Source organism: Aquimonas sp. (assembly GCF_044377145.1).
GTDB lineage: Bacteria > Pseudomonadota > Gammaproteobacteria > Xanthomonadales > Xanthomonadaceae > Aquimonas.
This window is the reverse complement of sequence record NZ_JBILJQ010000004.1, coordinates 106,523-130,815: the sequence shown is the minus strand read 5'-3', so window position 1 is coordinate 130,815 and position 24,293 is coordinate 106,523. Positions and strand designations below refer to the sequence as shown.

Genomic DNA, 24,293 nt, shown 5'->3' with positions numbered 1-24,293 from the left:
ACGGCGGAAGATGTTTCTGGCGGGCGAACCCGCAACGGCTTTGGCATGGGAGTCTCCGAACAAAGCCGCCCTAGAATGAGAGATAACGTGCTGCGTCACTGTCTCGTGGAGTGTAGGCGCGTAGGGTCCGCGATCAACTGACCGATCCGCGCTTCTACGCGGAGATGTCCAAGCTGCTCGAAGACTTGATCCAGCAGAGCCGGGCCGATGCGGCGGCCTACGAGGAGTTTCTGCGCAAGGCCGAGGCACTGGTGCGCCAGCTCGCAGAGAAGCCCGCAGATTCTGATGCGCCGTCGATTCTGCAGGGGCGGCATGAGGCCCAGGTCATCTACCGCAATCTGCCAGACATTCTTGGCCTGGAGGCGCAGGCTCGCAGGGCGGCCGAGGCTAAAGCGGGCTACTCCGATCTGGCGGGGCTGGCGTCAGAGATCGACCGGATGATGCTTGAGCGTGCCCCGGCCGGCTGGCGCGGTGATCAGGCGCGCGAAGCCCAAGTGCTCAATGCGCTGTTTCCGCTGATGAACCGCAACCGCGAGGCTACCCGCGCGCTGTTCGAGCTGATCAAGAATCTGCAGGGCTACCGATGATCGAGATTCTTCGTCTCGGCGAGATCGCCATCGAGTTCACCCGCAAGCCGGTCAAGCATGTGCATCTGTCGGTGCATCCGCCCGAGGGACGAGTGAGTCTGGTCGCGCCGCCCGGCACGCGAAGCGAGGTGGCCCGTGCCTACGCGATTACCCGCTTGGGCTGGATACGCGCGCAACAGGAGCGGTTTGCCGGCCAGGCGCGCGAGGCCCCGCGTCGATTCCAGAACCGCGAGAGCCACCACGTCTGGGGTCGGCGCTATCTGTTGACGGTGGAAGAGCGCGAAGCTCGGCCCGAGGTGCGGCTCGACCATCGCCGGATCATGCTCACCGTGCGCCCGGGGAGCGACAGCGCTCTGCGAGCGCGGGTCATGCACGACTGGCACAAGTCGCTGTTGCATCAAGCCGTGCCCGGGCTCATCGCGCGCTGGGAGCCGACGCTGGGCGTGAAGGTGGCGGCCTACTTTCTGCAGCGCATGAAGACCAAGTGGGGCAGCTGCAATCCGGATGCGCGCTATATCCGCTTGAACACCGAGCTGGTGAAAAAGCCGAGGGACCTTCTGGAGTACGTCATCGTCCACGAGATGGCGCATCTGCTCGAGCCCACCCATTCAGCGGCCTTCGTCGCGCTGCTGGACCGTCACTATCCCAGCTGGAAGGAGGCGCGCGCCGAGTTGAATGCGTTGCCGCTGGCTGCCGAGGGTCGGGAGAGCCGCTAGCGCGTTTGCGCCGGATGGGTGACTCGCTGGTCCCCGCCGTAGATCTCGCCATCACACCCGGAGCATGACGTTAGCAGCGTGCAGCAGTGGGCCCGCGTGGAGTTCAAACGCCGTTTCCTGCGCCTGCAGCCCTGATCTCACGCGCCCCACACCTCTCTCGCCGCAGCGCAGCTTGATTCCCGCACGCGTGCTCTGCACCGTGTGGGTCGGATCCGCCGCCACCGAGCGCCTGCATGGACACCCCCGCCACCACCGGCTTTGCCAGCTTTCGCGAGTTCTATCCCTACTACCTGGGTGAGCACAGCAACCGCACCTGCCGGCGGCTGCATTTTGTTGGCAGCAGCGGGGCGCTGATCTGCCTGCTGCTGGCGGTGTCGACCTTCAATCCGCTGTGGCTGGTGGCCGGGCTGATGTGCGGCTATGGCTTTGCCTGGGTCGGCCATTTCGTGTTCGAGAAGAATCGCCCGGCGACCTTCAAGCATCCGCTGTACTCGTTCATGGGCGACTGGGTGATGTACCGCGATCTGCTGACTGGGCGCATTCCGTTCTGAAGGCGAGCGCGTCGCGCCGACAGCCCTGGCAGTCGTTGATATGACCTGTGCTTGTGGCAGCATCAACGCCGCCGCGATCTGCGGTGCTCATCCAGGTTCAGCCGATGCCGATCGCCACGCCGCTGTGGTCCCGCGTGCCCCATGCGGGCTTCTACATCAACTCGGTGGCGATCTCGGCCGACGGTGAGCACATCGTCGCCGGCACCTTCTTCCACGATTACGGCAGCAGTGCCAGCGCGCAGGCGACCGGTGGCGAAGCCAAACTCGCCGGCCGAGTGGCGGCGGCGCTGCCTTCAAGCGCGGCAACGCCGGCGCAGGCCGGCAGCGGGCCGAGCCAGTACGGCACCTTCGGCACCTACGTCTGGAACCGCGCCGGCGAGCTGCTGATGCAGCAGGAGTTCGACGGCTGGCAGGGCGTGTACTGGGTGGCGATGGCGGGCGATGCCAGCGTGGTGGCCAGCTGCGGTTGGCGCAGCGGCAGCCCGAATTACGCCGGCTTCATCGCGGCCTATGTGGTCGGCAATGGCGCGTCGCTGCTGGAGTTCGCACTGCCTGGCCGCGGCAATGTGGTGGCGCTCGACAGCCACGCCCGCTTGCTGCTGGCCGGCGCCGATCAGGGCTATCTGTTCGCGCGCACGCCGAACGGAGATTTCAGCGCGCCGCCGAGCCTGTTCCCGCTGACCGCCGCGGCCGCCGGCGACACTGCGCTGGTCACCGCGCTGGACGCTGCGGCCGGCGCGGGTCTGGTGGCGAGCTACCACGGTGAGGTGATCCTGTTCGGCATCAGTCAGGGCGTGCCGACGCAGACCCTGCGCTGGCAGGTGCCGAATTCGGCTTATCTGCATTTCGCCGCGCTCTCGGCCGACGGGCGCTGGGCGTTTGCAGGAGCCAACAATGGCCTGCTGTTCGCGTTCAATGTCGACAAATGCATGGCCGCGGGCGCGCTGGCGCCGGCCTGGCAGGTGCAGATCCCGGGCGGCGCCACCACCATCTATGGCGTGGCCTGCAGCGCCGACGGCGGCCGTATCGGCGTGGCCGGCAATGTCGGCAGTGCAGGCAGTGTGTCGGTGTTCCACAACATGTATTCGCACGCGGCCCTGATCTGGACCGCCAGCACGGCGCGCTCGCCGAACTCGGTCAGTTTCGACGCGACCGGCAGCGCGCTGGCGCTGGCCGACGGGCATCCCGACGGCACGCCGGGCGACTTCTATCTGTGGAATGCCGCCAGCGGAGAACTGCTGTGGAGCTTCCCGACCTCGGACATGAGCTGGCCGATCCAGCTCAGTGCCGACGGCAGTACGGTCGCCGCCGGCAGCGACAACGGCAGCGTTTACGCATTCGATGGCGCGGTCGCCGGCTGACCTTGGATGAGCGTCGACCCGAGCACTGAGCCCGGCTGCGCCGAGGCGCTGGATACGCCGACCCAGCCGGTCAGCCACTGGGTGCGGCTGCGGCGCGCGCGGGATCTGAATCTTGAAGATGCGGCCGAGCGCCACTTTGGCGACTACGAGGTGCTGGAGCGGATCGGCGTCGGCGGCATGGGCGCGGTGTACCGCGCGCGCCAGATCAGCCTCGATCGAGAGGTCGCGCTGAAGCTGATGGGCTTCGATGCGGCGCTGGGCGAGGAACTGGTCGCGCAGTTCCGCAGCGAGGCCCGCCACGCAGGTCGCCTGCAGCACCCGAACATCGTGCCGGTGTACGAGATCGGCAGCCACGAGAATCTGTACTACTTCTCGATGGGCCTGGTGCGCGGACCGACCCTGCAGGACTGGCGTCGTCAGCATCCGCAGGCCAGCGCACGCGCGCTGGCCGGGCTGATGCGCACCGTTGCCGAAGCGGTCGAGTACGCACATCAGGTCGGCACCCTGCATCTCGATCTGAAGCCGGGCAATGTGTTGGTGGATGCGCGCGGGCAGCCGCAGGTCAGCGATTTCGGGCTGGCGCGTGGGCTGGGCGAGGCGCAGGCCACCGACAACATTGCAGCGGGAACGCCCGGCTACATGGCGCCCGAGCAGGCCGAACTGCGCGGCGCGCTGAGCCCGGCTACGGATGTGTGGGGCTTGGGCGGGATCCTCTACCTGCTGCTGTGCGGGCGCGCGCCGATCGTGTTCGATGCCGATGGCACCGCCCGCCGCTGGGACATCGATGCGGTGCCCGGCGCGCTGGCGCAGCAGGCGCCTGACCTTGCGGCGATCTGTCTGCACTGCCTGCAGCCCGACCCGGCCCGGCGTTACGCCAGCGCCCGCGCGCTGGCCGATGATCTGCAGCGGTTCGTCGACGGTCGAGCGGTCAGCGTGCGTCGGCGGGGCGGCTGGGAGCGTCTGCGCGGCTGGGCCCGCCGCGAGCCGCGCATCGCCGCGCTGGCGACCGGGCTGCTGCTGGCTCTGCTGATCGGTTTGGCCGCAACGACCGCACTGTGGGTGCAGGCCGAATCCAATCGCGTGCTGGCCGAACACACCCTGTGGGACGCGCGCCGCGCGGCCGCACTGGCGGCCGCCGAACGCGGCGATGGCCTGGCCGGATTGCCGGACCTGGTCGACAACGTGCGCGAAGCCGGGGCCAGCGACGACGGCGCGGCGGCGCTGGCGGATCGGCACCGCATCGGCCTGCTGCTGAACAGTTCGCCGCGGCCGATCGCGGTCTGGAGTTTCAAAGGCGAGGGCCGCGCGCTCGGTTTTGCCGAAGAAGGCGATGTGCTGCTGGCGGGGCTCCGCGACGGTCAGCTGGTGGCGCTGGACACCGGCAGCGAGCGCGAGCGCTGGCGGCTGCAGCCAACGTTTCCACCCACGCCCTGGGGCGCGAGCTATGTCGGCCGGATCGTGCCGGCCAGTGATGGGCGGCATGCGCTGCTCTACCCCAGCGGCAGCTCGGGCGTGGTGCGCCCGGACACCAGCTTCATGCATCGCGTCGAGCTGGCGAGCGGCGTGCTGAGCACGCCGCCGCCGGCGTTCGAGAACTTCGTCGCGGCGAGCTACAGCATCGACGGCAGCCAGGCGCTGCTGCGTTCATCGGATGAACAGCTGCAGCTGTGGCAGGTTGAGCCCTGGCAGCCGCGCGGCGCGCTGTTTCATCGGCCCGGTACGCAGCACTGTCTGCTGCTGCCACAGCGACCGCGCGTGGCCTGCGCGATCCAGGGCTTCAAGGCGGTGGAGCTGCTCGACGCCGCCAGCGGCGCGGTGCTGCAGCAGCATGCCTTCAGCGGTGAAACCGAACTGCTCAGCTGGGGCGCCGACAGCAGCGGTCGCTGGCTGGCGCTGGGCAGTGCCGATGGCCAGCTGCGGGTGGTCGATGTGGAGGCGGGCGTCTCCAGCATGTTCAGCGAGGCAGGCGAGGGTGCAGTGGTCGATGTCGGCTTCAGCGGCAGGCGGCTGGTGGTCTCCTACGGCGGTGGCAGCGTGCGTGTGCTCGATCTGCAGCAAATGGTCTGGGCCAGCCCGCGCATCCGCAGTGGCGCCGCCGGCTTGAACTCCGCGGCGCTTGATCCTGACGGCCGCTGGCTGCTCGCCAACGATGGTCGTGCGGCCCTGTGGCAGCTGACTGAAACCGCCAGCGGCCAGCTGGAGCCTCGCGCGCTGCGCCTGCTGCGTCATCGCGGCGCGGTGATCGGTTTCCAGGCCACCGCGCTGGCCCCGCAGCGCGGCCTGATGGCAAGCCATGGCAGCGAGGGCGAGCTCAAGCTGTATCGGCTGCCGGCCGCGCAGACCGGGCTGGTCGCGAGCAGCCTGCAGCCGGGCGATGTGCAGGCGCTGTCGTCCGCGCAGCTGCCCTCGGACGCTGAACTGTCGGCCACGCTGAAGTCGCTGCCGACCGCGCCCGCGTATCGGATGGAGCTCTCCGCCGACGGTCAGCGGCAGGTGTATGCCGCCGGCTCGCAGCTGCTTATCGGCGAGCGCGGCGGCGCGCTGGGCGCGATCGAGCTGCCCAACAGCGCGCAGTACCTGCTGCTGGCGGCGTCTGCACCACGCGCCCTGGTCGGCTGGATTGCCGACCCAGAACCGCTGGCGATCGAATGGCGCAGCCTCGACATCGTCAGTCGCGCCTGGATCGGCCCGGCCTTCCGCAGCGCCGGCCTGCCTGGCGGGCTGCGTTTGTCTGCCGACGGCAGCCGTCTGCTGCTGTGGCAGGGACGCAGCCTGCGCGTGCTGGACACGTCCAGCGGTGCCGAGCGCGCCGTGCTGCAAACCGGCGCAGGTGAACTGTTCATCGGTGACGCCGGCTTTCGCGTGGACGCCGATCGCGCCGATCGCGCCGATGATCTGCTGCTGTCCACCCTGGGCCGCAGCCTGCTGCTGCCGGCCACGCTGGAACACTGGCGGCTGGATGGCCGTGGCGGCGCCGAGCGCATCCAGCGCATCGATACGCCATTCGCGCACGCGCGGGTCTTCGACCTGGGCGAGGCTTGGCTGGGTCACGGCCCGCGGCCGGCGCTGTATCGCGACGGCAAGCGCTTCGAGCTGCATAACTTCGGCGGCGAATCCGGCGAGGCCGCGGCGATCAGCCCGGATCGCCATTGGGCGGCACTCGGCGCGCGCGACGGCGTGCTCTGGATCGACCTGCATCGCGGTCAGCTGCTGGCGCCGCTGCAGCCGCTGCGGATCGCCGAGGACGATGTGCTGGCCCAGCTCGCCTTCAGCGCTGACGGCCGCCAGCTGCAGGCGCGCAGCCACTACGGCCGTCGCCTGCTGCTGCCGTTCCTGGCCGATGCACGCGCCGTGTCCGCCCTGCTGCAGGAGGCCGAAGACCTGGCGCCGCAAGCTGATTCGGCGCTGAGCGCGGCATCAACGGGCGGTTTGACGGACGGCCGCCTGTCATCCACTGGTGGCGCGTTGTCTGCTTCTGGAGCCGTCGTTGCTGTCCAGGTTCCTGTCAGCGCAGCCAGGGTCGGTCCAGCCTCTGCGGGTTCGATCATCGCAGACATCGACGCCGCGCCGAACCGCGCGTCGGGACGGCGTGAGCGCGATTTCGGTCCGCCGCCAGCAGATGCTGGAACCCGCTTGGGCGCGAGCGTGTTTACTGCCCCCGCTCTGGCCAGCGCGCTCGACCTTGCCGCACACGCCAATGTCGCGCCCGGCCAGCGCTTCCAGGGCAGCCGCGGCGGGCTCGGCATCACCGACAGTGCGGCCTGGCCTCAAGGCAGGTTGCGCCTGCGTGGCGAGGAATTTGTGCTCGGCTCGGCGCTGCAGCTGGCGCCTGCGGGCCGCGCCCTGGGTGCTGCGCGCTTTCCTGAGCGCAGCGCGGCGATCGCCTTGCCCGCAGGTTCGATGCGCGGGCTCAGCCTGCTGCTGGCCAACCAGCAGGTGCCGACGCCCGGTGGCCTGCGTCTGCGTTGGCTGGATGCGGCCGGCGGTCTGCTCGCCGAGTCTGTGCTGGAGGTGCCTACGTCCTATGACGGCGAGCTGCATCGCGATGCCCGCGCGCACCAGCCGCTGGCCGAGCTGGTTCTCGCGCTGCGTACTGCAGAGTCCCGCCAGCGCGGCGGTGGCAGCCCGCATCAGCTGGTGTACCGGCTGCGGGTGGAGCGGCCTGCGGCGGCGGCGTCTGCGGAAGCGATCGAGCTGGACGCCCCAGGCGCCACGCCGCTGCTGCTGGCCGCCAGCGTCTACTGATCGTTCGGGTGGGCAACGAGAGTGTGCAGGGCGCTGCTAGTGGCGGCGGCGCATCCTGCCGCGCAGCCATGCAACCTGTCGGTAGGCATGTTGAGCGCGGCGGCCAAGAGCCCCGCTGCCGCCCGCGAGCGAACTGGTCTCGCCCTGCGCAGGTGCACTTGGGACTCGTATGGCGGCAACGACCGCATTCGGCATCGTCAAGCGTGGTGGCCCCAAAAACGCTGCAGGTTGCCGTGGGCGTGGCTCGGGTTGTGCCGCCGGTGGCGGGTGCGGTGCGGGTGTGCAGGGTCGATGTCCAACGGTTCACACCCCAATCACCGCGCCGGTGTTCTATTCACGTCCGTGAAATCCCACCCCCGGAGCACGACCATGAAATCTCGCGAAGAATCCGCTGGCCTGATCCTGCTGATCGAAGACAACCGCAACATCTCGGAGATGGTCGGTGAATATCTGGAGCGCAAAGGCTTCGGAGTCGACTATGCCAGCGACGGCGCAGACGGCCTGCGGCTGGCGGTCGAGAACAGCTATGACGTCGTCGTGCTCGACCTGATGCTGCCGCGCATCGACGGACTTGAAGTGTGTCGTCGCCTGCGCCAGGAGGCCAAGAAGTCGACGCCGGTGCTGATGCTGACCGCACGTGATTCGCTGGACGACAAGGTGCGCGGGCTTGAGGCCGGCGGCGACGACTATCTGGTCAAGCCCTTTGCGATCCAGGAACTCGAAGCCCGCGTGCGCGCGCTGATCCGTCGCGACCGTCGCCAGGTCAGCGCTGAAGTACTCAAGGTCGGTGACCTCGTACTCGACACCGCGACCTTGCGCTTGACCCGTGCCGGTCGCGACCTGCAGCTGTCGCCGATCGGCCTGAAGCTGCTGACCATCCTGATGCGCGAGTCGCCCCGCGTGGTCAGCCGGCGCGATATAGAGCGCGAGATCTGGGGCGACGCCTTGCCCGATTCGGACACCCTGCGCAGCCACCTCTACAACCTGCGCAAGGTGATCGACAAGCCGTTCGAGCGCCAGCTGCTGCACACCATCCATAGCGCCGGCTACCGTCTGGCCGAGCTTGAGACCGAGCCGGCGCAGCGGGTCGGTTGAGGGCCGGGATTCGGGATTCGGGATTCGGGATTCGGGATTCGGGATTCGGGATTCGGGATTCGGGATTCGGGATTCGGGATTCGGGATTCGGGATTCGGGATTCGGGATTCGGGATTCAGAGCCGTTGCGGCCTCGGCCTGGGGCGAGCAGCGAAGCAGGGCAGCCCACGGCTTGACGGCGTATGTCGTTGCATCCCAGCTCCCGAATCCCGGTCCCGGGATTCAAGTCGGTGTGACCGCGGCCGCGGCTGAAGGCGATCAGCGCAGCAGCGCAGTCCACGGTTCGACGCCCCACTGTTGTTGCATGCCGAATCCCGAATCCCGAATCCCGAATCCCGAATCGCGATTCGCTAATCCCCTCGACCAACATCCCACCGCAATCCATCCCCCGGGCTCCGTCAATGCGTATCTCCACCGGCCTGCGTCGCAAGATCTGGGCGGCTTTCATTCTGCAGATCGCGGCGATCAGCTGCGCCACCGTGCTTGGCGTGTATGGCGCCTCGGCGGTGCTGAAAGACGTGCTGATCCAGCGTGCCCTGACCGATGAGGCGCGGCATTTCCATGAGCGTCTGGCGCGCGATCCGCAGGCATCGTTGCCGGACACGTTCAATATGCGCGGGTTCCTGCAGCGGCCGGGGCAGGCTGAAGACGTTCTGCCGGCGAACTTGCGTGGTCTGAGCGCCGGTTATCACAGCCTGCCGCAGGCGCGCGGCGGTTCGCTGGTGCTGGTAGAGGACAGCGCGGACGGCCGGCTGCTGCTGGTGTTCGACGCCGAGCAGGTCAATGCGCTGGCGTTCTTCTTCGGCGCGGTGCCGCTGGTGCTGGTGCTGGTGGTGATCTACATCATCGCTTGGGGCACCTATCGGATCTCCCGGCGCGCTGTGTCGCCGGTGATCTGGCTGGCCGGCGTGGTCCAGCATTGGGACCCGAAGAAGCCCAACCTCGAGACGCTCGCCCCTGAGCAGCTGCCCTTGGACGTGGAAGGCGAGGTGCTGGTGCTGGCGCATGCATTGCACGACTTCGCCTCGCAAATCGAAGCCTTCGTCGAGCGCGAACGCGATTTCACCCGCGATGCAAGTCACGAGCTGCGCAGCCCGCTGACGGTCATCCGCATTGCCTGCGACGTGCTGTGCGCGGAGGAGGATCTGCCGCCCTACGCCAAGCGCCAGATCAAGCGGATCCTGAGCTCCGCCCGCGACATGGAGGCCCTGATCGAGTCTTTCCTCATCCTTGCCAGAGAAGGCGATCAGGGCCTGCCCGAAGAAGACTTCGTCATCAATGAAGTGGTCGCCGACGAAGTCGAGAAAGCGCGGCCGCTGCTGAGTGACAAGCCGGTTGAGCTGAGCATTCATGAGCACGCTGCGTTTGCGCTGCACGGCAGCCCGCGGGTGCTGCGGGTGATCCTGTCCAACTTGATCCGCAACGCCTGCGCCTACACCGACAGCGGCAGCGTGGTGGTGCACATCCATCCCGACCACATCAGCGTCGAAGACACCGGCTGCGGCATGACGCCGGATGAACTCGATCGTGCCTTCGACCCGTTCTTCCGTGGCGGGCTGCGCAAGGAGGGCGGGCAAGGGGTCGGCCTGACCATCGTGCGCCGCCTTTCCACCCGCTTCGGCTGGCCGGTCACGATGGAAAGCGAGGCCGCCGTCGGCACCATCGCGCGGGTGCGCTTCCCGGATGTGCAGGCGGTCGGCGACTAGGTTTCTGGCCTGCTGAATCACACCTCATTGATTCGCCGCGCACACTGAGTTCACGGGCGTGGCAAGTCAGTGAGAAGGTCTTCATCAATCGTTGAGTTCTACTGCAGATCAGATTGACATCTGTGCGGATATAAAGCCGATGCGCGTATTTGCGCGCTTGCCCTTAGGAGAACCCCGCATGAAAGCTCTCGATCGTTCCGTTGCCATCGCTCTTGCTGGCCTTGCCCTCGCAGCTCCCGGTTTCGCGCTTGCCGATGCGCGCGTGCTGGTCGGCCACTTCGCCCCGTTCAGCAATGATCTCGCAGCGACTGCGGTCGATGTCCGCATCAATGGTGCCACCGCTCTGACCAATGTCCGCTATGGCAGCTTCACCGCCTATATTCCGCTGGCTCCAGGTGCATACCGTCTGGAGGTACTTCCGGCCGGTACTTCGACCGTTGCGATCAGCGCCAATGTGACCCTGGCCGACAACACGGATTACACGGTGCTCGCCACCGGTGGCGCCAGTGGTCAGCCGCTGGCCCTGCAGGCGCTGGTGGATGACAACCGCGCGCCGGCGGCAGGCAACCTCAAGCTGCGGGTGATCCACGCCGCGCCGTTCGGGCCGAACGCCGCCAGCACGGCGGTGTCGATCCGCACCGACCGCGGCGCCGTGGTCGGCGGCTTGGCTTCGGTGCCGTTCTTCGCCGCCAGCGGCTATCTGGAGATTCCGGCCGGCAACTACGACCTGAAAGTGGCCAGCCCCGACGGCAGCCGCAACCTGATCGATCTGGCTCCGGTGGACTTGCCGGCCGGCGCGGTGCTGTCGGTGCTCGCTACCGGTGACGGGGTCAACCAACGGCTCGGTTTCACCGCCCTGCCGCTGGGCGCATTGCCGACCGAAACGCCGGTTGACGCCAGCGTCAGCGGCCATTGGTTTACCCCCGAATTCAGCGGCCAGGGCTTTGCGTTCACGCCGAAGCCGAACGAGAACCGTCTGCTGGGCAGCTGGTACACCTATGACGCCCAGGGCAACAAGACTTGGTACACCCTGGACAGCGCCGGCGCGAACTCAGGCGCTGCCGCCACCGCCAACGGCGGTTTCAACAGCAGAAGCGCGGTACTGACAATCCTCAGCAGCACCGGCGGCCGCTTCCTCGCCAACAACCCGGTGCAGACAGCACCGGTCGGTCGGGTCGTGCTGAACTTCGAGAATTGCACCACTGCAGTCGCTGAAATCCGCCTTGACGGCCAGCCGGTACGCAACGTGCCGCTGTCGAACCTGACGCCGTCCGGAGCGTGCTCACTGTAGTCCGACCTTGTTGCAACGGACCCGTCCGGCGGCTTGCCGGGCGGTTCCGCGCGGCGTTTTACTCACGCATCACCGGATGCGCTACACGCCGAGCGCGAACAGCAGCAGGCAGACGATCAAACCCGCACCCGGCACGACCACGGTCAATGCCGCCACCGGTCCGTAGGCGACGCGGTGGGTTTCGCCGCAGATTGCGCGGATGGTGGTCACCACATAGCCGTTATGAGGCAGTGAATCCAGCACGCCCGACGAGATCGCCACCGAGCGGTGCAATTGCTCGGGATTGACGCCCTGGCCGAGGAAGATCGGCGCGAGGATCGGCAGCGCGATGACCTGCCCACCCGAGGCCGAGCCGGTGATGGCGGCAACGATACTGACCGCCACCGCGGCGCTGACCAGCCCGCCGCCAGGCAAGTGGGTGACCCAGTCCACCACCAGCATGAAAGCCGGCGCCACTTTCGCCACCGCGCCAAATCCCACCACCGCGGCTGTGTTGCCGATTGCGATCAACGCGCCGGTGCTGCCATCGGCCACGGCTTGGCCGGGATCGCGCCGGGAGCGAAAACAGAACACGAACACGCCGATGCAGCCGGCCAGCAGGGCAAGGATCAGGGCTGAGGTTTGCAGGCTGTCGTGGAATGCGAAGCTCACCGCCAGCACCAGTGCGGGGCCAACCAGCGCCCTCCACACCGCAGGCAGGGCGATGTCGACCGGTAGCGGGTCGTTGGCGCGTGCCTCGAACTGCTCGCCGCGCAGCTTGGCCCGCTTCAGCATCCAGACCAGCCAGGCGTAGCCGGTTCCGGCCATGAACAGTGCGGTGATCAGGCTGGCCTGCCAGGCCGCCCAAGGCGTGGTGCCGAGGTACTCGATCGGGATCCAGTTCTGGATTTCCGGCGAGCCGGCCGAAGTCATGGTGAAGGTTACCGAGCCGAAAGCCAGCGTGGCCGGTATGAAGCGCCGCGGCAGATTGGCCTCGCGGAACAGGGCGAGCGCGGTCGGATAAACCGAGAACGCGACCACGAACAGGCTGACGCCGCCGTAGGTAAGGATCGCGCAGGCCACTACCACGGCGAGTGCGGCGCGATGCGAGCCGATCCCGTTGATGATCCAGCGCGCCACGCTGTCGGCGGCGCCGGTGTCCTCCATCAGTTTTCCGAAGATCGACCCGAGCAGGAACATGAAGAACCAGCTGGCGATGAAACTGGTGAAGCCTCCCATATAAGCGCTGATGACATTGGCCTGACCTTCCACAGCCAGCGGCGGCAGCAAGGCGATGTCTGAAGTGATCGCCACCAGCAGGGCGCACAGCGGTGTCGCCACGAACAGGTTCATGCCGCGCATCGTCAGCAGCATCAGGAGGGCGAGGGCGGTGACGAGCCCGATCAGGCTGAGCATGGGTAAGGAGCGCACGGCATCTAGGAGTGGCCGCGAGTATTCGGGTCGCGGCGTGCGGGCCGTCACTGTACGAAGGTACAAGTGTTGCCCCAGCAGCTGCCGCCTAGGCTGCACAGCATCGGGAGCTGCGCTGTCCGGCCACAGCCCCGCCGTACACATCTGAGGAGGGGAATCCACAATGACGCGCAAGCCGCTCAGCTTCATCATCGGTGCACTGCTGGTCGCACCCTATGCCGTCTCGGCGCAGTCCGCCGCCAGCGCCGCGCAAGGCGACGAAGCCAAGGCCACCACGCTCGGCGCGATCACTGTGTCCGCGCGCAAGCGCGAGGAATCGCTGCAGGACGTGCCGGTGGCAGTGACCGCGTTCACCGCCGATGGTCTCGACAAGCTCGACGTGCAGGACCTGAGTGACCTCGACGCCTTCGTGCCCAACCTCACCGTGTATGCCGCGCGCGGCTCGTCCAGCACGCTCACGGCATACATCCGCGCAGTCGGTCAGAGCGACCCCCTGTGGGGCGTTGACCCTGGCGTGGGTCTGTATCTGGACGACGTCTACATCGCACGTCCGCAGGGCGCGCTGCTGGATGTGTTCGACGTGCAGCGGATCGAAGTGCTGCGCGGTCCGCAGGGCTCGCTGTATGGCAAGAACACCATCGGCGGTGCGATCAAGTACGTGTCTTCGGACCTTGATGAGGAGTTCTACGGCAAGGGCTCGGTGACGATCGGCAGCTACAACCAGCTCGACGCCAAGGGCAGCGTCAACCTGCCGCTGGGCAGCGGCTGGGTCAGCCGGCTGGCGGTGGCTTCGCTCAACCGCGATGGCTTCGGCAAGAACGTGATCACCCAGCAGGAAGTGTCCGACAAGGAAATCCTGGCCGCCCGCGCCAGCCTGGGCTATGTCGGCTCGCCGGACTTCACCGCCAAGTTCAGCGTCGACTGGATGGACGATCAGAGCGGCGTGCGCGGTGCGCAGCTGCTGGCGCGGAATCGGTTTGCGCCGACCGCGCTGCCGCTGGATGACCGCTTCGATGTTCGCAACGGCATGCCCAACATCAACGACACCTCGATGCTCGGGGCTTCGGCCACGCTGAGCTGGAACCTGGGCGACGCCTGGGTGCTGAAATCGGTCACCGCCTACCGCGAATCCGACACCGAAACCAATATCGATTTCGATACGCTGCCGAACACTCTGGCCGACGTCAAAGCGTTCTACTCCGACGATCAGCTGTCGCAGGAATTCCAGCTCAATTACGACACCGGCGGCGCGGTGCGCGGTGTGACCGGGCTGTACTGGTTCAGCGGCTCGGCCGGCGGCCAGGTGCTGAACAACTTCTTCGGGCTGTCCTTCGGCGACACCCAGGGCACGGTCGACACCGACAGCGTGGCCCTGTACGGCGAGTTCACCTGGGACTTTGCACCGCAGTGGGCGTTGACCCTGGGCGGCCGCTACACCGACGAGAAGAAGTCGGTCGACGTCTACAACATCGGCTACACCGATGCGACCTTCACCCGCCCGAGCGGCGTGGTGGCGGCTGATTTCGAGGACTCGATCAGCTTTCAGAACTTCTCGCCGAAGATCTCGCTGGACTACAAGCTGAGCGACCAGGTGTTGCTGTACGGCTTGGCCAGCCGCGGCTTCAAGTCGGGCGGATTCAATATCAGAGCGCAGGCAGTCGCAGTGCCGCGCTCACGCCTGCCGTTCGACGATGAAACCGTCACCACCTTCGAGATCGGCGCCAAGAACGCCTTCCTCGACGAGCGCCTGTTCGTCAACCTGGCCTACTTCAACAGCGACTACAAAGACATCCAGCTGTCGGTGTTCACCGAAGTGCCAGGCAGCACGCCTCCGACCTTCTTCGGCGACTTCGCCAATGCCGGCAAGGGCACGGTCAAGGGCGTCGAGCTCGAGTATCAGGCCCTGCTGTCATCGAGCTTCAGCCTGCAGGGCAACTTCGCCTGGTTGGACGCCAAGTACGACGAGTTCATCACCTCCGGAGCCAATGTCGCCAACGCGCAGAAGTTCACCAATGCGCCGGAGTTCTCGGCCGCGATCACCGGCCTGCACACCCTGCAGCTGGCCAGCGGCGGCAGTGTCACCAGTCGACTCAGCTACAGCTATCAGGACGAGGTGTACCCGACCACTGACCTCTCGGAGGCGATCAAGCAACCCGGCTACGGCCTGGTGTCGGCCAGCCTGATCTGGCAGACCGCCGGCCCCTGGCGCTTCTCGCTCGACGGCGCCAACCTGGCCGACAAGGAGTACCGCACCACTGGCTACAACATCGGTGCGCTCGGCGTGCTGTCCGGCTTCTACGGCGCGCCGCGTACGGTCAGCCTGACTGCCAACTACGAGTTCTGATCGCCGTTCACCGACAGTTTGATCGCGCTCCCCGCGCCGGCCGGCTTTCGAACGAAGGCCGGCCGTCTTTTTTTGCAGTGTGCTTGATCTCCCAATCCACGAGGTGGCCCGACATGTCCATTCGAACCGCAGTGAGCTGCGCCCTGCTCAGCGCCGCCACACTGGCTGGCTGCAGCAGCCACGCCGAAGCGCCCGCGCTGCCCGCTTTGTCGATTGATGCCGAGCGTGTCGCCGTCGTCGGTCTATCGTCCGGCGCCTACATGGCAACGCAGGCGCATATCGCCCTGTCCGATCGCATCCAGGGCGCTGCACTGATCGCCGGTGGCCCTTACGGCTGCGCCGGTGGCGATCTCAATGTCGCGCTCGGTGCCTGCATGACCGCCAAGCCGGCACCGCCCGCGCTTGATCCGTTGCTGAGCAAAGTCCGCGCATTGGCCGCCGCCGGAAACGTGCCGCCGCTGCAGGGCTTGGCTGGCGATCGTGTACTGGTGCTGCACGGCGCCCAGGACGACAAGGTGGCACCGACTGTGGGTGCGGTGGCGGTCGAGTTCTATCGCGGGCTGGTCGCCGATGCGCCGGGCTTGCAGGTCGAGGCGACGCTGGATGGCGCCTATGGCCATCTGCTGTCGACCGCCGGGGAGGGCGGGAACTGTTCGTCCTCAGAATCTCCCTTCCTCGCTGCCTGTGGGTTCGACGCCGCGGCGGCGGTGTTTACGGCGCTTTACGGCGCTTCGCCGCGGGCACCGGTGGACGCGGCGGGCACACTGCGCAAGTTCGACCAGAACGCCGTGCGTGGCGATGGCCCCGAACCCAATCTGGCCGACAGCGGCTACCTGTACGTGCCGCCGCAGTGCGCGGATTCGAGCTGCGGCCTGCTGGTCGCGTTTCATGGCTGCAAGCAGAACGCCGATGCGGTGGGCGAGGCCTTCGTGCGCGAGGCCGGCTTCAATCGCTGGGCCGATGCCTATGGCGTGGTCGTACTCTATCCGCAGACCCGCGCGAGCTTCGCGCCCTTGAATCCGAACGCATGCTGGGACTGGTGGGGCTACACCGGCGCCGACTACGACACCCGCGCTGGCGCGCAGATCCAGTGGCTGGCGCGCGCGCTGACTGCGCTGGGCGTCTGATCGCGCGCCTGCCAGAGCCGGGGCGATGGCAATGACCGTCGCCCTGCTGATCATCAGCAGCCTGATCTGGCTGAGCCTGCTGTTCGGCGCCGCGGTGCTGGGCGAGCGTCGGCCGCGTCTGCTCGAAGCACACTGGCACTGGGTGTACGGACTCTCGCTGGCGGTCTACTGCACCTCGTGGACCTTCTATGGCACCGTCACCCAGGCGGCGCGCTCGGGCTGGTGGCTGCCGCCGACCTTCATCGGCACCATGCTGCTGTACGCACTGGGCCTTGGCCTGATGCTGAAACTGGTGCGGCTGGCGCGGGCGCAGCGGGCGACCTCGCTGGCCGATTTCATCGCCACGCGCCTCGGCAAGAGTTCTTCATTGGCGGCTGCAGTCACCCTGGTCGCCGTGCTTGGCGTGTTGCCCTACATCGCCCTGCAGCTCAAGGCCGTGGCGATGAGCTTCAGCCTGCTGACCCGCGGCAATGCGCTCGACACCCCGGCATGGCAGGACGTGGCCCTGTATGTGGCGCTGGCGATGGCCCTGTTCGCGATGCTGTTCGGCGCCCGCAGCGCCAGCGCCGCCGAGCACAACCGCGGCCTGGTTCTGGCGATGGCGCTGGAGTCGCTGTTGAAGCTGGGTGCGATGGGCGTGCTCGGCGTGTTCGTGCTGCTGAACTTCGACGTCAGCACGCCGCCGGTGCCGACGACGGACGGCGCCAGCGGATTTCCGGCCCTGGTCGCGCTGGGCGTGCTGGCGATGTTCACCCTGCCGCACCAGTTCCACGTCGGCGTGGTCGAGTGTCGGGAAGAGCGCCACCTGCACACCGCGCGCTGGCTGTTCCCGCTGTACATGCTGCTGATCGCCCTGCCGGTGCTGCCGATCGCGGCCGCTGGCGCATCTGTGCTGGCGCCACTCGGCGTGCCGTCCGATCTGTACGTGCTGGCACTGCCGCTGTCGGAAGGCCACAACGCGCTGGCGGTACTGGGCTTCCTCGGCGGGCTGTCGGCGGCCACCGGCATGGTGATCCTGGCCACCTTGGCCTTGAGCCTGATGATCGGCAATCACTGGCTGGCGCCGCTGCTGCTGCGCGGCAGCTGGGGCGAACGCGCCGGCGGCAATCTGCGCGGCAGCGTGTTGCTGCAGCGCCGCTTGATCATCCTCGGCGTGGTGCTGCTGGCCTGGATGTACAGCCGGGCGATCGCCGGCTCCGAGGCCTTGGCCGATATCGGTGCGCTGTCGTTCTCGGCCGTAGCAACCCTGGCGCCGGCGCTGGGCTTTGCGATCTGGCGCCCGCAGACGCCGCCGCGTGCGGTGCTGGTCGGGCTGCTGGCGGGGTTTGCGATCTGGTGCTGGCTGCTGTTGCTGCCGAGCCTGGTCGAGGCTTTCGCGCCCAGCAGCGTTTGGTTGCAGCACGGCCCCTTCGGCATCGAGTGGCTGGCACCGGACTCGATGTTCGGCCTGTCGGGCTGGAGCCGCAGCACCCGCGCGCTGGTGCTCAGCCTGGCGCTCGGCATCGGCGTGACCTACGCCTTCGCGCACGGCTCGCGCCGCGAGGAGCTGCGTCCGCTGGCTGGCCTCGATCGCGGCACCCTGGGTGATGTGGCGCGACGCTTCCTGCCCGAACTGCGGGTGCAGGCCCTGCTGCCCGCAGGTGCCGACGACAGCTTGCTCGACGCTGAAGCCGAAGCCCGCGTCGAGGCCGAACTCGCCACCGTGCTTGGCGCGGCCTCGGCACGGCTGCTGATGGATGCGGCGCGGCGCGCGCATGGGCGAGATCTCGAAGCCGTGGCCGCGATCGTGGGCGAGGCCTCGATCGCGCTGCGCTTCAACCAGCGCGTGCTCGAGGCTGCGCTGGAGAACATGGCCCAGGGCATCAGCGTGGTCGATCGCGAGCTGCGGCTGGTGGCCTGGAATGGCGTGTACCAGCGCCTGTTCGATTTCGACGACGCCCTGCTGAAGGTCGGGGTGCCGGTCGCCGAGCTGGTGCGGCACAATCTGGCGCGCGGCTTTGTGCAGGTCGATGCGGTCGGCCCGGAAGTCGAGAAGCGCATCGCCCATATGCGCGCCGGCACGCCCTACGTCGCCGAGCGTCGTTTCCCGGACGGCCGCATCGTCGAGATCCGCGGCGACCCGATGCCTGGTGGCGGCTTCGTGGCAACGTTCACTGACGTTACCGCTTTCCGCAGCGCCGAAGCCGAGCTGAAGCAGGTCAACGAAACCCTGGAGCAGCGGGTGACGGCGCGCACCGCCGAGTACCGCGCCGCGCGCGCCGAGGCCGAGCGCGCCAATCGCGCCAAGACGCGCTTTCTGGCCGCGGTCAGCCATGACCTCGCGCAGCCGATCAATGCAGCGCATCTGTTCACCCACGCGCTGCAGCAGCGGGTCAGCGACCCCGCGGTGGCGGCGCCGCTGGGCAATATCGATGCCGCCTTGAGCTCGGCGGAAGTCCTGCTTGCGGGTCTGCTCGACATCTCACGGCTGGATGCCGGCGGCCTGGTGCCGAAGATCGAGGCCTTCGCGCTCGATCCGCTGCTGCAGGGCCTGGCCGCCGAGTTCAGCCTGATGGCGGCCGAAAAAGGACTGCAGCTGCGCGCGCCGCATACCCGACTGTGGGTGCGCTCGGATCCGCAGCTGCTGCGCCGGGTGCTACAGAACTTTCTTGCCAATGCGGTTCGCTATACCCAGGTGGGACACATCGTGCTCGGCGTGCGTCGCCGTGTCGGGCAGGCCGAGATCGGCGTCTACGACAGCGGCCCCGGCATCGCGCCCGAAGATCAGAGCCTGATCTTCGAGGAGTTCCGGCGGCTCGATCGCGGCGGGCAGGGGCTTGGGCTCGGGCTGTCGATCGCCGAGCGCATCGCCCGCCTCCTGGAGCATCCGATCCGCCTGCAGTCGCGGCTGGGCCACGGCACCTGCTTCGCGATCCGGCTGCAGCGCGCAGCGGCAGCTCAGGCGCCTGTGCCCGTGGTCGCATCGGTGCCCGCGCCGGCCTTCAGCGCCCGCGTGCTGGTGATCGACAACGATCCCGGCGTACTCGGCGGCATGCAGGCCCTTCTGAGCGGCTGGGGCTGCGATGTGCTGGCACTGGCCGATCCTGTGCACGTGCGCGCGGCGCTGGTCTCCAGCCCGCCCGATCTGCTGCTGCTCGACTATCACCTTGATGGCGACTTCACCGGCCTCAAGCTGCGCGCCAGTCTGGGCGCCGCCGCCGCGCGCATTCCTTGCGTGATCATCACCGCCGACCACAGCGAAGGCGTGCGCGGCCAGGTCGCCGAGGCCGGCTGCTGGCTGCTGCACAAGCCGCTGAAGCCGCTGGCGCTGCGCAGTCTGATGGGGCGGCTGCTGGGGTAGCGCGGAATCAGGCCTCCGCTACAGATTCAGCGCCCGCCCGCCGTCAACCCGCAGCACCGTGCCGGTGGTGTATTCCGCCCGCAGCAGGTAGGCGACGGCCTCGGCGACGTCTTCGGCGCGGCCGGGGCGTTTCAGCGCGGTCTTTTCGAGCAGGGCCTGTTGCTCGCCGCTGGGCTTGCCGCCCTCCGGCCACATGACTGCGCCGGGCGCCACCGCATTGACCCGCACCTCCGGGCCGAGCTCCTTGGCCAGCGACAGGGTCATCATCAGCAGCGCCGCCTTGGCCATGCAGTAGATCGTGTGCTCGGCCAAGGGGCGTTCGGCGTACACATCGACCAGGTTCACGATGGCGCCGCGGTGCGTTCGCAAACAGGGTGCCGCGGCTTGGCTGAGGAAGAACGGCGCGCGCGCGTTGCTGGCGAACAGTACGTCCCAATCGGTGCCTTCGGCCTGACCGATCGGGGTCGGGTAAAAGGTCGATGCATTGTTGATCAGCGCATCGAGCCGGCCGAAGCGCGCCAGCGTCGCGCCGATCAAAGCATCAGCGGCCGCGCTGTCGCCGAGTTCGGCATGGATCGACAGCACGCTGCCCGGACGCATCGACTCGAGTTCTTCCTCCAGCGCCAGCATGGCGTCGGTAGAGCTGCGGTAGTGCAGGGCGAGGTCATAGCCCTCGCGGTGCAGACGACGCGCGATCACCGCGCCGACCCGGCGCGCGGCGCCGGTAATCAGGGCCACGGGCGCCAGCTGGACGGATAAGGGGGCAGGGGGCATGCGCTATCCTTCGGGGCCTTGGATCAGGCCGCAGTGTCCGCGCTGGGCGCTGAAGATTCCATCACGAAGGGCGCATTGCGCCCGTTCTCGCGAGCCCAGAAATGATTCCTCTCGACCTGCCGGAGCCCTCGCCCGAGGCACAGGCGCACAGCGCGCGTTTGCGCGAGTTGATCGCTGCCGAGATCCGCGCCAACCGCGGCGCGATCGCGTTCTCGCGCTACATGGAGCTGGCACTCTATGCGCCCGGGTTCGGCTACTACAGCGCCGGCGCGACCAAGTTCGGCGCCGCCGGTGATTTCGTCACTGCGCCCGAGCTGGGCGGCCTGTTCGCGGCCTGCATCGCCGAAGCGACGGCGCCGGTGCTGCGGCGCTTCAAGGGCGAAGGCTGCTTTCTCGAGCTCGGCGGCGGCAGCGGCGCATTTGCGGCCGCCGTGCTGCCGGCGCTGGCGGCGCGCAACGCGCTGCCGGCCGGCTATTGGATTCTGGAACCCAGTGCCGACCTGCGCGAGCGTCAGCGTGAGCGCCTGCAGGCTGAGCTCGATGCCGGTATCTTCGAGCGTGTGCGCTGGCTGGACCGCCTGCCCGACGACGACTGGAACGGCGTGCTGTTCGCCAACGAGGTGCTGGACGCACTGCCGACCACCCGTTTCGTGATGAGCGGCGGTGAAGTGATGGAGCAGAGCGTCTGCCTGCACGGTGAGGCTTTCGCCTTCTGCGAGCGGCCGGCCGACATGCTGGTGAGCGCGGCGGTTCGGCACGTCGAGCGCAGCCTGGGCCGCGCGTTTGCCGATGGCTACACCTCTGAACTGTTGCCGCAGCTGCCGTACTGGCTGGACGCGGTCTGTGGCGCGCTGGCGCAGGGCCTGGTGTTGTTTGTCGACTACGGCTATCCGCGGCGGGAGTTCTACCTGGCCGAGCGCGAGCAGGGCACCCTGCTGTGCCACTACCGGCATCGCGTACATGCCGACCCCTTTGTGCTGCCCGGCCTGCAGGACATCACTGCCTCGGTCGATTTCACCGCCGTGGCCGAAGCCGGTCAGCACGCCGGGCTGGAGCTTGCCGGCTACAGCAGCCAGGCGGCGTTCCTGCTCAACAACGGCCTGCAGCAGCACGTCGAGGCCGGCCCTGCCGATGCCGTGGGCGCGCATCGGCGGGCACTGGAGGCCAAGCGCCTGATCCTGCCCTCGGAGATGGGCGAGCGCTTCCAGGTGATGGGGCTGGCGCGCGGCGTCGACTGCGAAGATCAGTTCGCGTTCGGCGATCAGAGCCACCGTCTGTGAGCGGCGCATGATGCGGCGTCAAACGCTGCGAAGACTGTGGCTGTGCGGCCTGCTGGCCTACCTCGGCGTGATCGCGCTGGCCTCCTTGCTGCCGCCACCCGAGTTGCCTTTGAGCCCCGGGGGCTTTGACAAGCTCTGGCACGCCGGCGCCTACGCCGCGGCCGCGTTCGCCTGCGTGCCGCTGTGGCGGCGCTGGCCGAGCCTGCTGCTGGCCGGGCTCGCGCTTGTCGCCTACGGCCTGCTGATGGAAGTGCTGCAGGGTTGGAGTGGCCAGCGCAGCTACGACTTGATGGATGCGCTGGCCAACAGCAGCGGCGTGGCCTTTGGTCTGCTGGCTGGCTGCAGCGGTCTGCGTGGCGTGTTGGCAGCGCAACACATCTGAAATGCCACTGACCCGGCAAGGGTGCGAGACTCCAGCCGCGCAGCTGCGCTCGATGCTCGTTGCCGGAGGTTTTCCATGGGATTGTTCAGTTTCATCAGCAGTGCAGGCGAAAAGCTGTTTGGCGGTAGCCAGATCGATGAAAACGCCGTTCGTGAGCACATTCTCAGCCTCGGCTTGAAGCTCAGCTCGCTGAGCGTGATCGCGTTCCAGCCGGAACAGAAAGTCGCCGTGATCGGCCGTGCCGCGACCCTCGAAGACAAGGAGAAGGCGATCCTGGCGGCCGGCAACGTCAAGGGCGTTGCGCAGGTCGACGACCGCCTGCGCGTGGTCGCGGCTGAGGCGACGGGGGCGGCTGCCGCCGTGGCAACGCCGGCAGCGGACGATGCCGACGCCACCGCGGATCTGAGCAGCGCCGAGCTGCCGACCGCGCAGTTCTACACGGTCAAATCGGGCGACACGCTGTCGGCGATCGCCAAGCGTGAGTACGGCTCCGCCAACGCCTACCCGCAGATCTTCGAGGCCAATCGGCCGATGCTGAGCCACCCGGACCGGATCTACCCGGGACAAGTGCTGCGGATTCCGCCCAAGGCCTGAGGCCGCTTGCACGGCCGGGAACCCGGAATCTATACGGCGCGTGCCAGCAGAATTCGCTGGCGTGCGCTTTGCATCGCCGCTGCGAATCCCCTCCGGTTCATCTCTTCTGCATGATCAAGTGTCTGCCCGTTACGCGTGCCATCCCGGGAATGTGGTTTCACCGGATTGCCGGTGGCGGAGGAGTGCACCCGGTGTTCGTGCGGCACTCGTTTCTGCTGACCGCGCGCGAGATCGATGCCCTGCGCCGCGGCGGAGTGGCGGAGATCCTGATTGACACCGAGCAGGGCCTGGACCTGATCGGCTGGCCGGAGTATGTCGAGGCCGAGGCCGTCGAGCCGCAGGCCGAGCCCGATGAAGTCGAGCCCGAGCCGGTTGAATCAGCCGACGAGGCCGGGCAGGCCGAAGCTATCGACGAGGCTGAGGCTGAGGCTGAAGCCAGTGCTGAGGGCGAGCCGGAGCCGGAGCCGGAGGTTGCCGAGCCTGCCCCGGCCGATGTCGAAGTCCCGGCGGCGGTCGCTCCGCCGCGCGCGAAACCGTCTCCGCGCAGTCAGCGCAGCATCGATGCCGAGTTGGTCTCGGCGCAGAAGCTGTGCCTGGCCGGCAAGGCCAAGATGATCGAGCTGTTCAACGAGGCACGCATGGGGCATGCCGTGCGGCCGGAAGCGGTGGAACCGCTGGTGGCGGAGATCAGTGCCTCGGTGACGCGTCATCCCGATGCGCTGATCAGCGTGGCCCGGCTCAAGCGCCACGATGACTACACCTATCTGCATTCGGTGGCGGTGTGTGCGCTGATGATCGCGCTGGCGCGCCGGCTGGAACTGTCCGAGGACGAGGTGCGCGAGGCAGGTGTGGGCGGCATGTTGCATGACATCGGCAAGGCAATGATGCCGCTCAACGTGTTGAACAAGCCGGGAGCGCTGAGCGACGACGAATTCCGGATCATGAAGTCGCACCCGCAGGCCGGTTTCGAGCTGCTGCGCGAAGGCGGAGGGGCCAGTTCGGCGGCGCTGGAGATCGCCCTGCACCACCACGAGAAGTTCGACGGCAGCGGCTACCCGCATGGGCAGAGCGGCGAGGGTATCAGCCGGCTGTCGCGGATGGGTGCCGTCTGTGATGTGTATGACGCGATCAGCTCCAATCGGCCCTACAAGCGCGCCTGGAGCCCGGCAGAATCGGTGCGGCGGATGGCGGCCTGGAACGGTCATTTCGATACGCCGATCTTGAATTCCTTCATCCGCAGCGTCGGCATCTACCCGGTCGGCGCGCTGGTGAAGCTGCAGTCCGAGCACCTGGCCGTGGTGCTGGAACAGCACGACGAAACCCTGCTCACGCCGAAGGTGCGGATCTTCTACAGCGCGCGCAAACGCGAGCCGGTGTTCCTGCGCGACCTCGACCTGGCGGCAGCCAACTGCGCGGACCGTATCGTCGGCATCGAGTCGCCGGAGGCGTGGGGGTTCAGCGCGCTGGAGAAACTTTGGATGCCGGGGTGAA

The 24,293-nt window shown here is 67.6% G+C and carries 17 protein-coding genes; 15 read left to right on the top strand and 2 right to left on the bottom strand.

The features are described from left to right. Positions 1-164: 164 nt before the first annotated feature. From ACIQ7H_RS02925 to ACIQ7H_RS02890, 8 genes are all read left to right on the top strand, one after another. Positions 165-587 (top strand): hypothetical protein, encoded by a 423-nt coding sequence (locus tag ACIQ7H_RS02925; RefSeq protein ID WP_395788204.1) that lies wholly within the window; start codon positions 165-167, stop codon positions 585-587. Beyond that, the gene (locus tag ACIQ7H_RS02920) at positions 584-1,303 is read left to right on the top strand and encodes a M48 family metallopeptidase (RefSeq protein ID WP_395788202.1); all 720 of its coding nucleotides are present in this window, start codon (positions 584-586) and stop codon (positions 1,301-1,303) included. The genes ACIQ7H_RS02925 and ACIQ7H_RS02920 overlap by 4 nt, the downstream gene beginning before the upstream one ends. 233 nt (positions 1,304-1,536) lie before the next feature. After that, entirely contained in the window at positions 1,537-1,854 is a 318-nt protein-coding gene (locus ACIQ7H_RS02915) for an Mpo1-like protein (protein WP_395788200.1), read from the top strand. A gap of 104 nt (positions 1,855-1,958) precedes the next feature. Further along, positions 1,959-3,215 (top strand): WD40 repeat domain-containing protein, encoded by a 1,257-nt coding sequence (locus tag ACIQ7H_RS02910; protein WP_395788198.1) that lies wholly within the window; start codon positions 1,959-1,961, stop codon positions 3,213-3,215. A 6-nt stretch (positions 3,216-3,221) separates the two neighbouring features. After that, positions 3,222-7,460 carry a protein kinase gene (locus ACIQ7H_RS02905; protein WP_395788196.1) on the top strand — a complete coding sequence of 1,413 codons (4,239 nt, stop codon included), beginning with the start codon at positions 3,222-3,224 and terminating at the stop codon, positions 7,458-7,460. 369 nt (positions 7,461-7,829) lie between these two features. Continuing rightward, positions 7,830-8,555, top strand: a complete 726-nt coding sequence (locus tag ACIQ7H_RS02900) for a response regulator transcription factor (protein WP_395788194.1) — start codon at positions 7,830-7,832, stop codon at positions 8,553-8,555. Between the two features lie 400 nt (positions 8,556-8,955). Then, complete coding sequence (locus tag ACIQ7H_RS02895; RefSeq protein WP_395788192.1) at positions 8,956-10,260, top strand: sensor histidine kinase; 1,305 nt, start codon at positions 8,956-8,958, stop codon at positions 10,258-10,260. A gap of 178 nt (positions 10,261-10,438) precedes the next feature. Continuing rightward, positions 10,439-11,551 carry a DUF4397 domain-containing protein gene (locus tag ACIQ7H_RS02890; protein WP_395788190.1) on the top strand — a complete coding sequence of 371 codons (1,113 nt, stop codon included), beginning with the start codon at positions 10,439-10,441 and terminating at the stop codon, positions 11,549-11,551. 81 nt (positions 11,552-11,632) lie between these two features. Here the strand turns inward: ACIQ7H_RS02890 and ACIQ7H_RS02885 are convergent, their stop codons facing one another. Continuing rightward, positions 11,633-12,946 carry a GntP family permease gene (locus ACIQ7H_RS02885; protein ID WP_395788188.1) on the bottom strand — a complete coding sequence of 438 codons (1,314 nt, stop codon included), beginning with the start codon at positions 12,944-12,946 and terminating at the stop codon, positions 11,633-11,635. Between the two features lie 178 nt (positions 12,947-13,124). On the opposite strand from ACIQ7H_RS02885, the gene ACIQ7H_RS02880 reads away from it, so the two are divergent. The 3 genes from ACIQ7H_RS02880 (at position 13,125) to ACIQ7H_RS02870 (ending at position 19,772) form a co-directional block, all read left to right on the top strand. Beyond that, a complete protein-coding gene (locus ACIQ7H_RS02880; protein WP_395788186.1) occupies positions 13,125-15,305 on the top strand; it encodes a TonB-dependent receptor in 2,181 nt (726 codons plus the stop codon). 113 nt (positions 15,306-15,418) lie between these two features. Continuing rightward, the gene (locus ACIQ7H_RS02875) at positions 15,419-16,432 is read left to right on the top strand and encodes a PHB depolymerase family esterase (protein ID WP_395788184.1); all 1,014 of its coding nucleotides are present in this window, start codon (positions 15,419-15,421) and stop codon (positions 16,430-16,432) included. A gap of 25 nt (positions 16,433-16,457) precedes the next feature. Further along, the gene (locus ACIQ7H_RS02870) at positions 16,458-19,772 is read left to right on the top strand and encodes a PAS-domain containing protein (protein WP_395788182.1); all 3,315 of its coding nucleotides are present in this window, start codon (positions 16,458-16,460) and stop codon (positions 19,770-19,772) included. An 18-nt stretch (positions 19,773-19,790) separates the two neighbouring features. Here the strand turns inward: ACIQ7H_RS02870 and ACIQ7H_RS02865 are convergent, their stop codons facing one another. Further along, on the bottom strand, positions 19,791-20,546 hold the full coding sequence (locus ACIQ7H_RS02865) for a pteridine reductase (protein WP_395788180.1): 756 nt from the start codon (positions 20,544-20,546) through the stop codon (positions 19,791-19,793). Positions 20,547-20,647: 101 nt separating this feature from the next. Here ACIQ7H_RS02865 and ACIQ7H_RS02860 point away from each other — a divergent pair, with 101 nt between their 5' ends. The 4 genes from ACIQ7H_RS02860 to ACIQ7H_RS02845 all read left to right on the top strand — a co-directional run bounded on the left by ACIQ7H_RS02860 (position 20,648) and on the right by ACIQ7H_RS02845 (position 24,292). Then, positions 20,648-21,826 carry a class I SAM-dependent methyltransferase gene (locus ACIQ7H_RS02860; protein ID WP_395788178.1) on the top strand — a complete coding sequence of 393 codons (1,179 nt, stop codon included), beginning with the start codon at positions 20,648-20,650 and terminating at the stop codon, positions 21,824-21,826. A gap of 7 nt (positions 21,827-21,833) precedes the next feature. Continuing rightward, on the top strand, positions 21,834-22,208 hold the full coding sequence (locus ACIQ7H_RS02855) for a hypothetical protein (protein WP_395788176.1): 375 nt from the start codon (positions 21,834-21,836) through the stop codon (positions 22,206-22,208). Between the two features lie 75 nt (positions 22,209-22,283). After that, positions 22,284-22,802, top strand: a complete 519-nt coding sequence (locus tag ACIQ7H_RS02850; protein WP_395788174.1) for a LysM and BON domain-containing protein — start codon at positions 22,284-22,286, stop codon at positions 22,800-22,802. 110 nt (positions 22,803-22,912) lie between these two features. Next, complete coding sequence (locus tag ACIQ7H_RS02845; protein WP_395788172.1) at positions 22,913-24,292, top strand: HD-GYP domain-containing protein; 1,380 nt, start codon at positions 22,913-22,915, stop codon at positions 24,290-24,292. Position 24,293 lies beyond the last annotated feature (1 nt).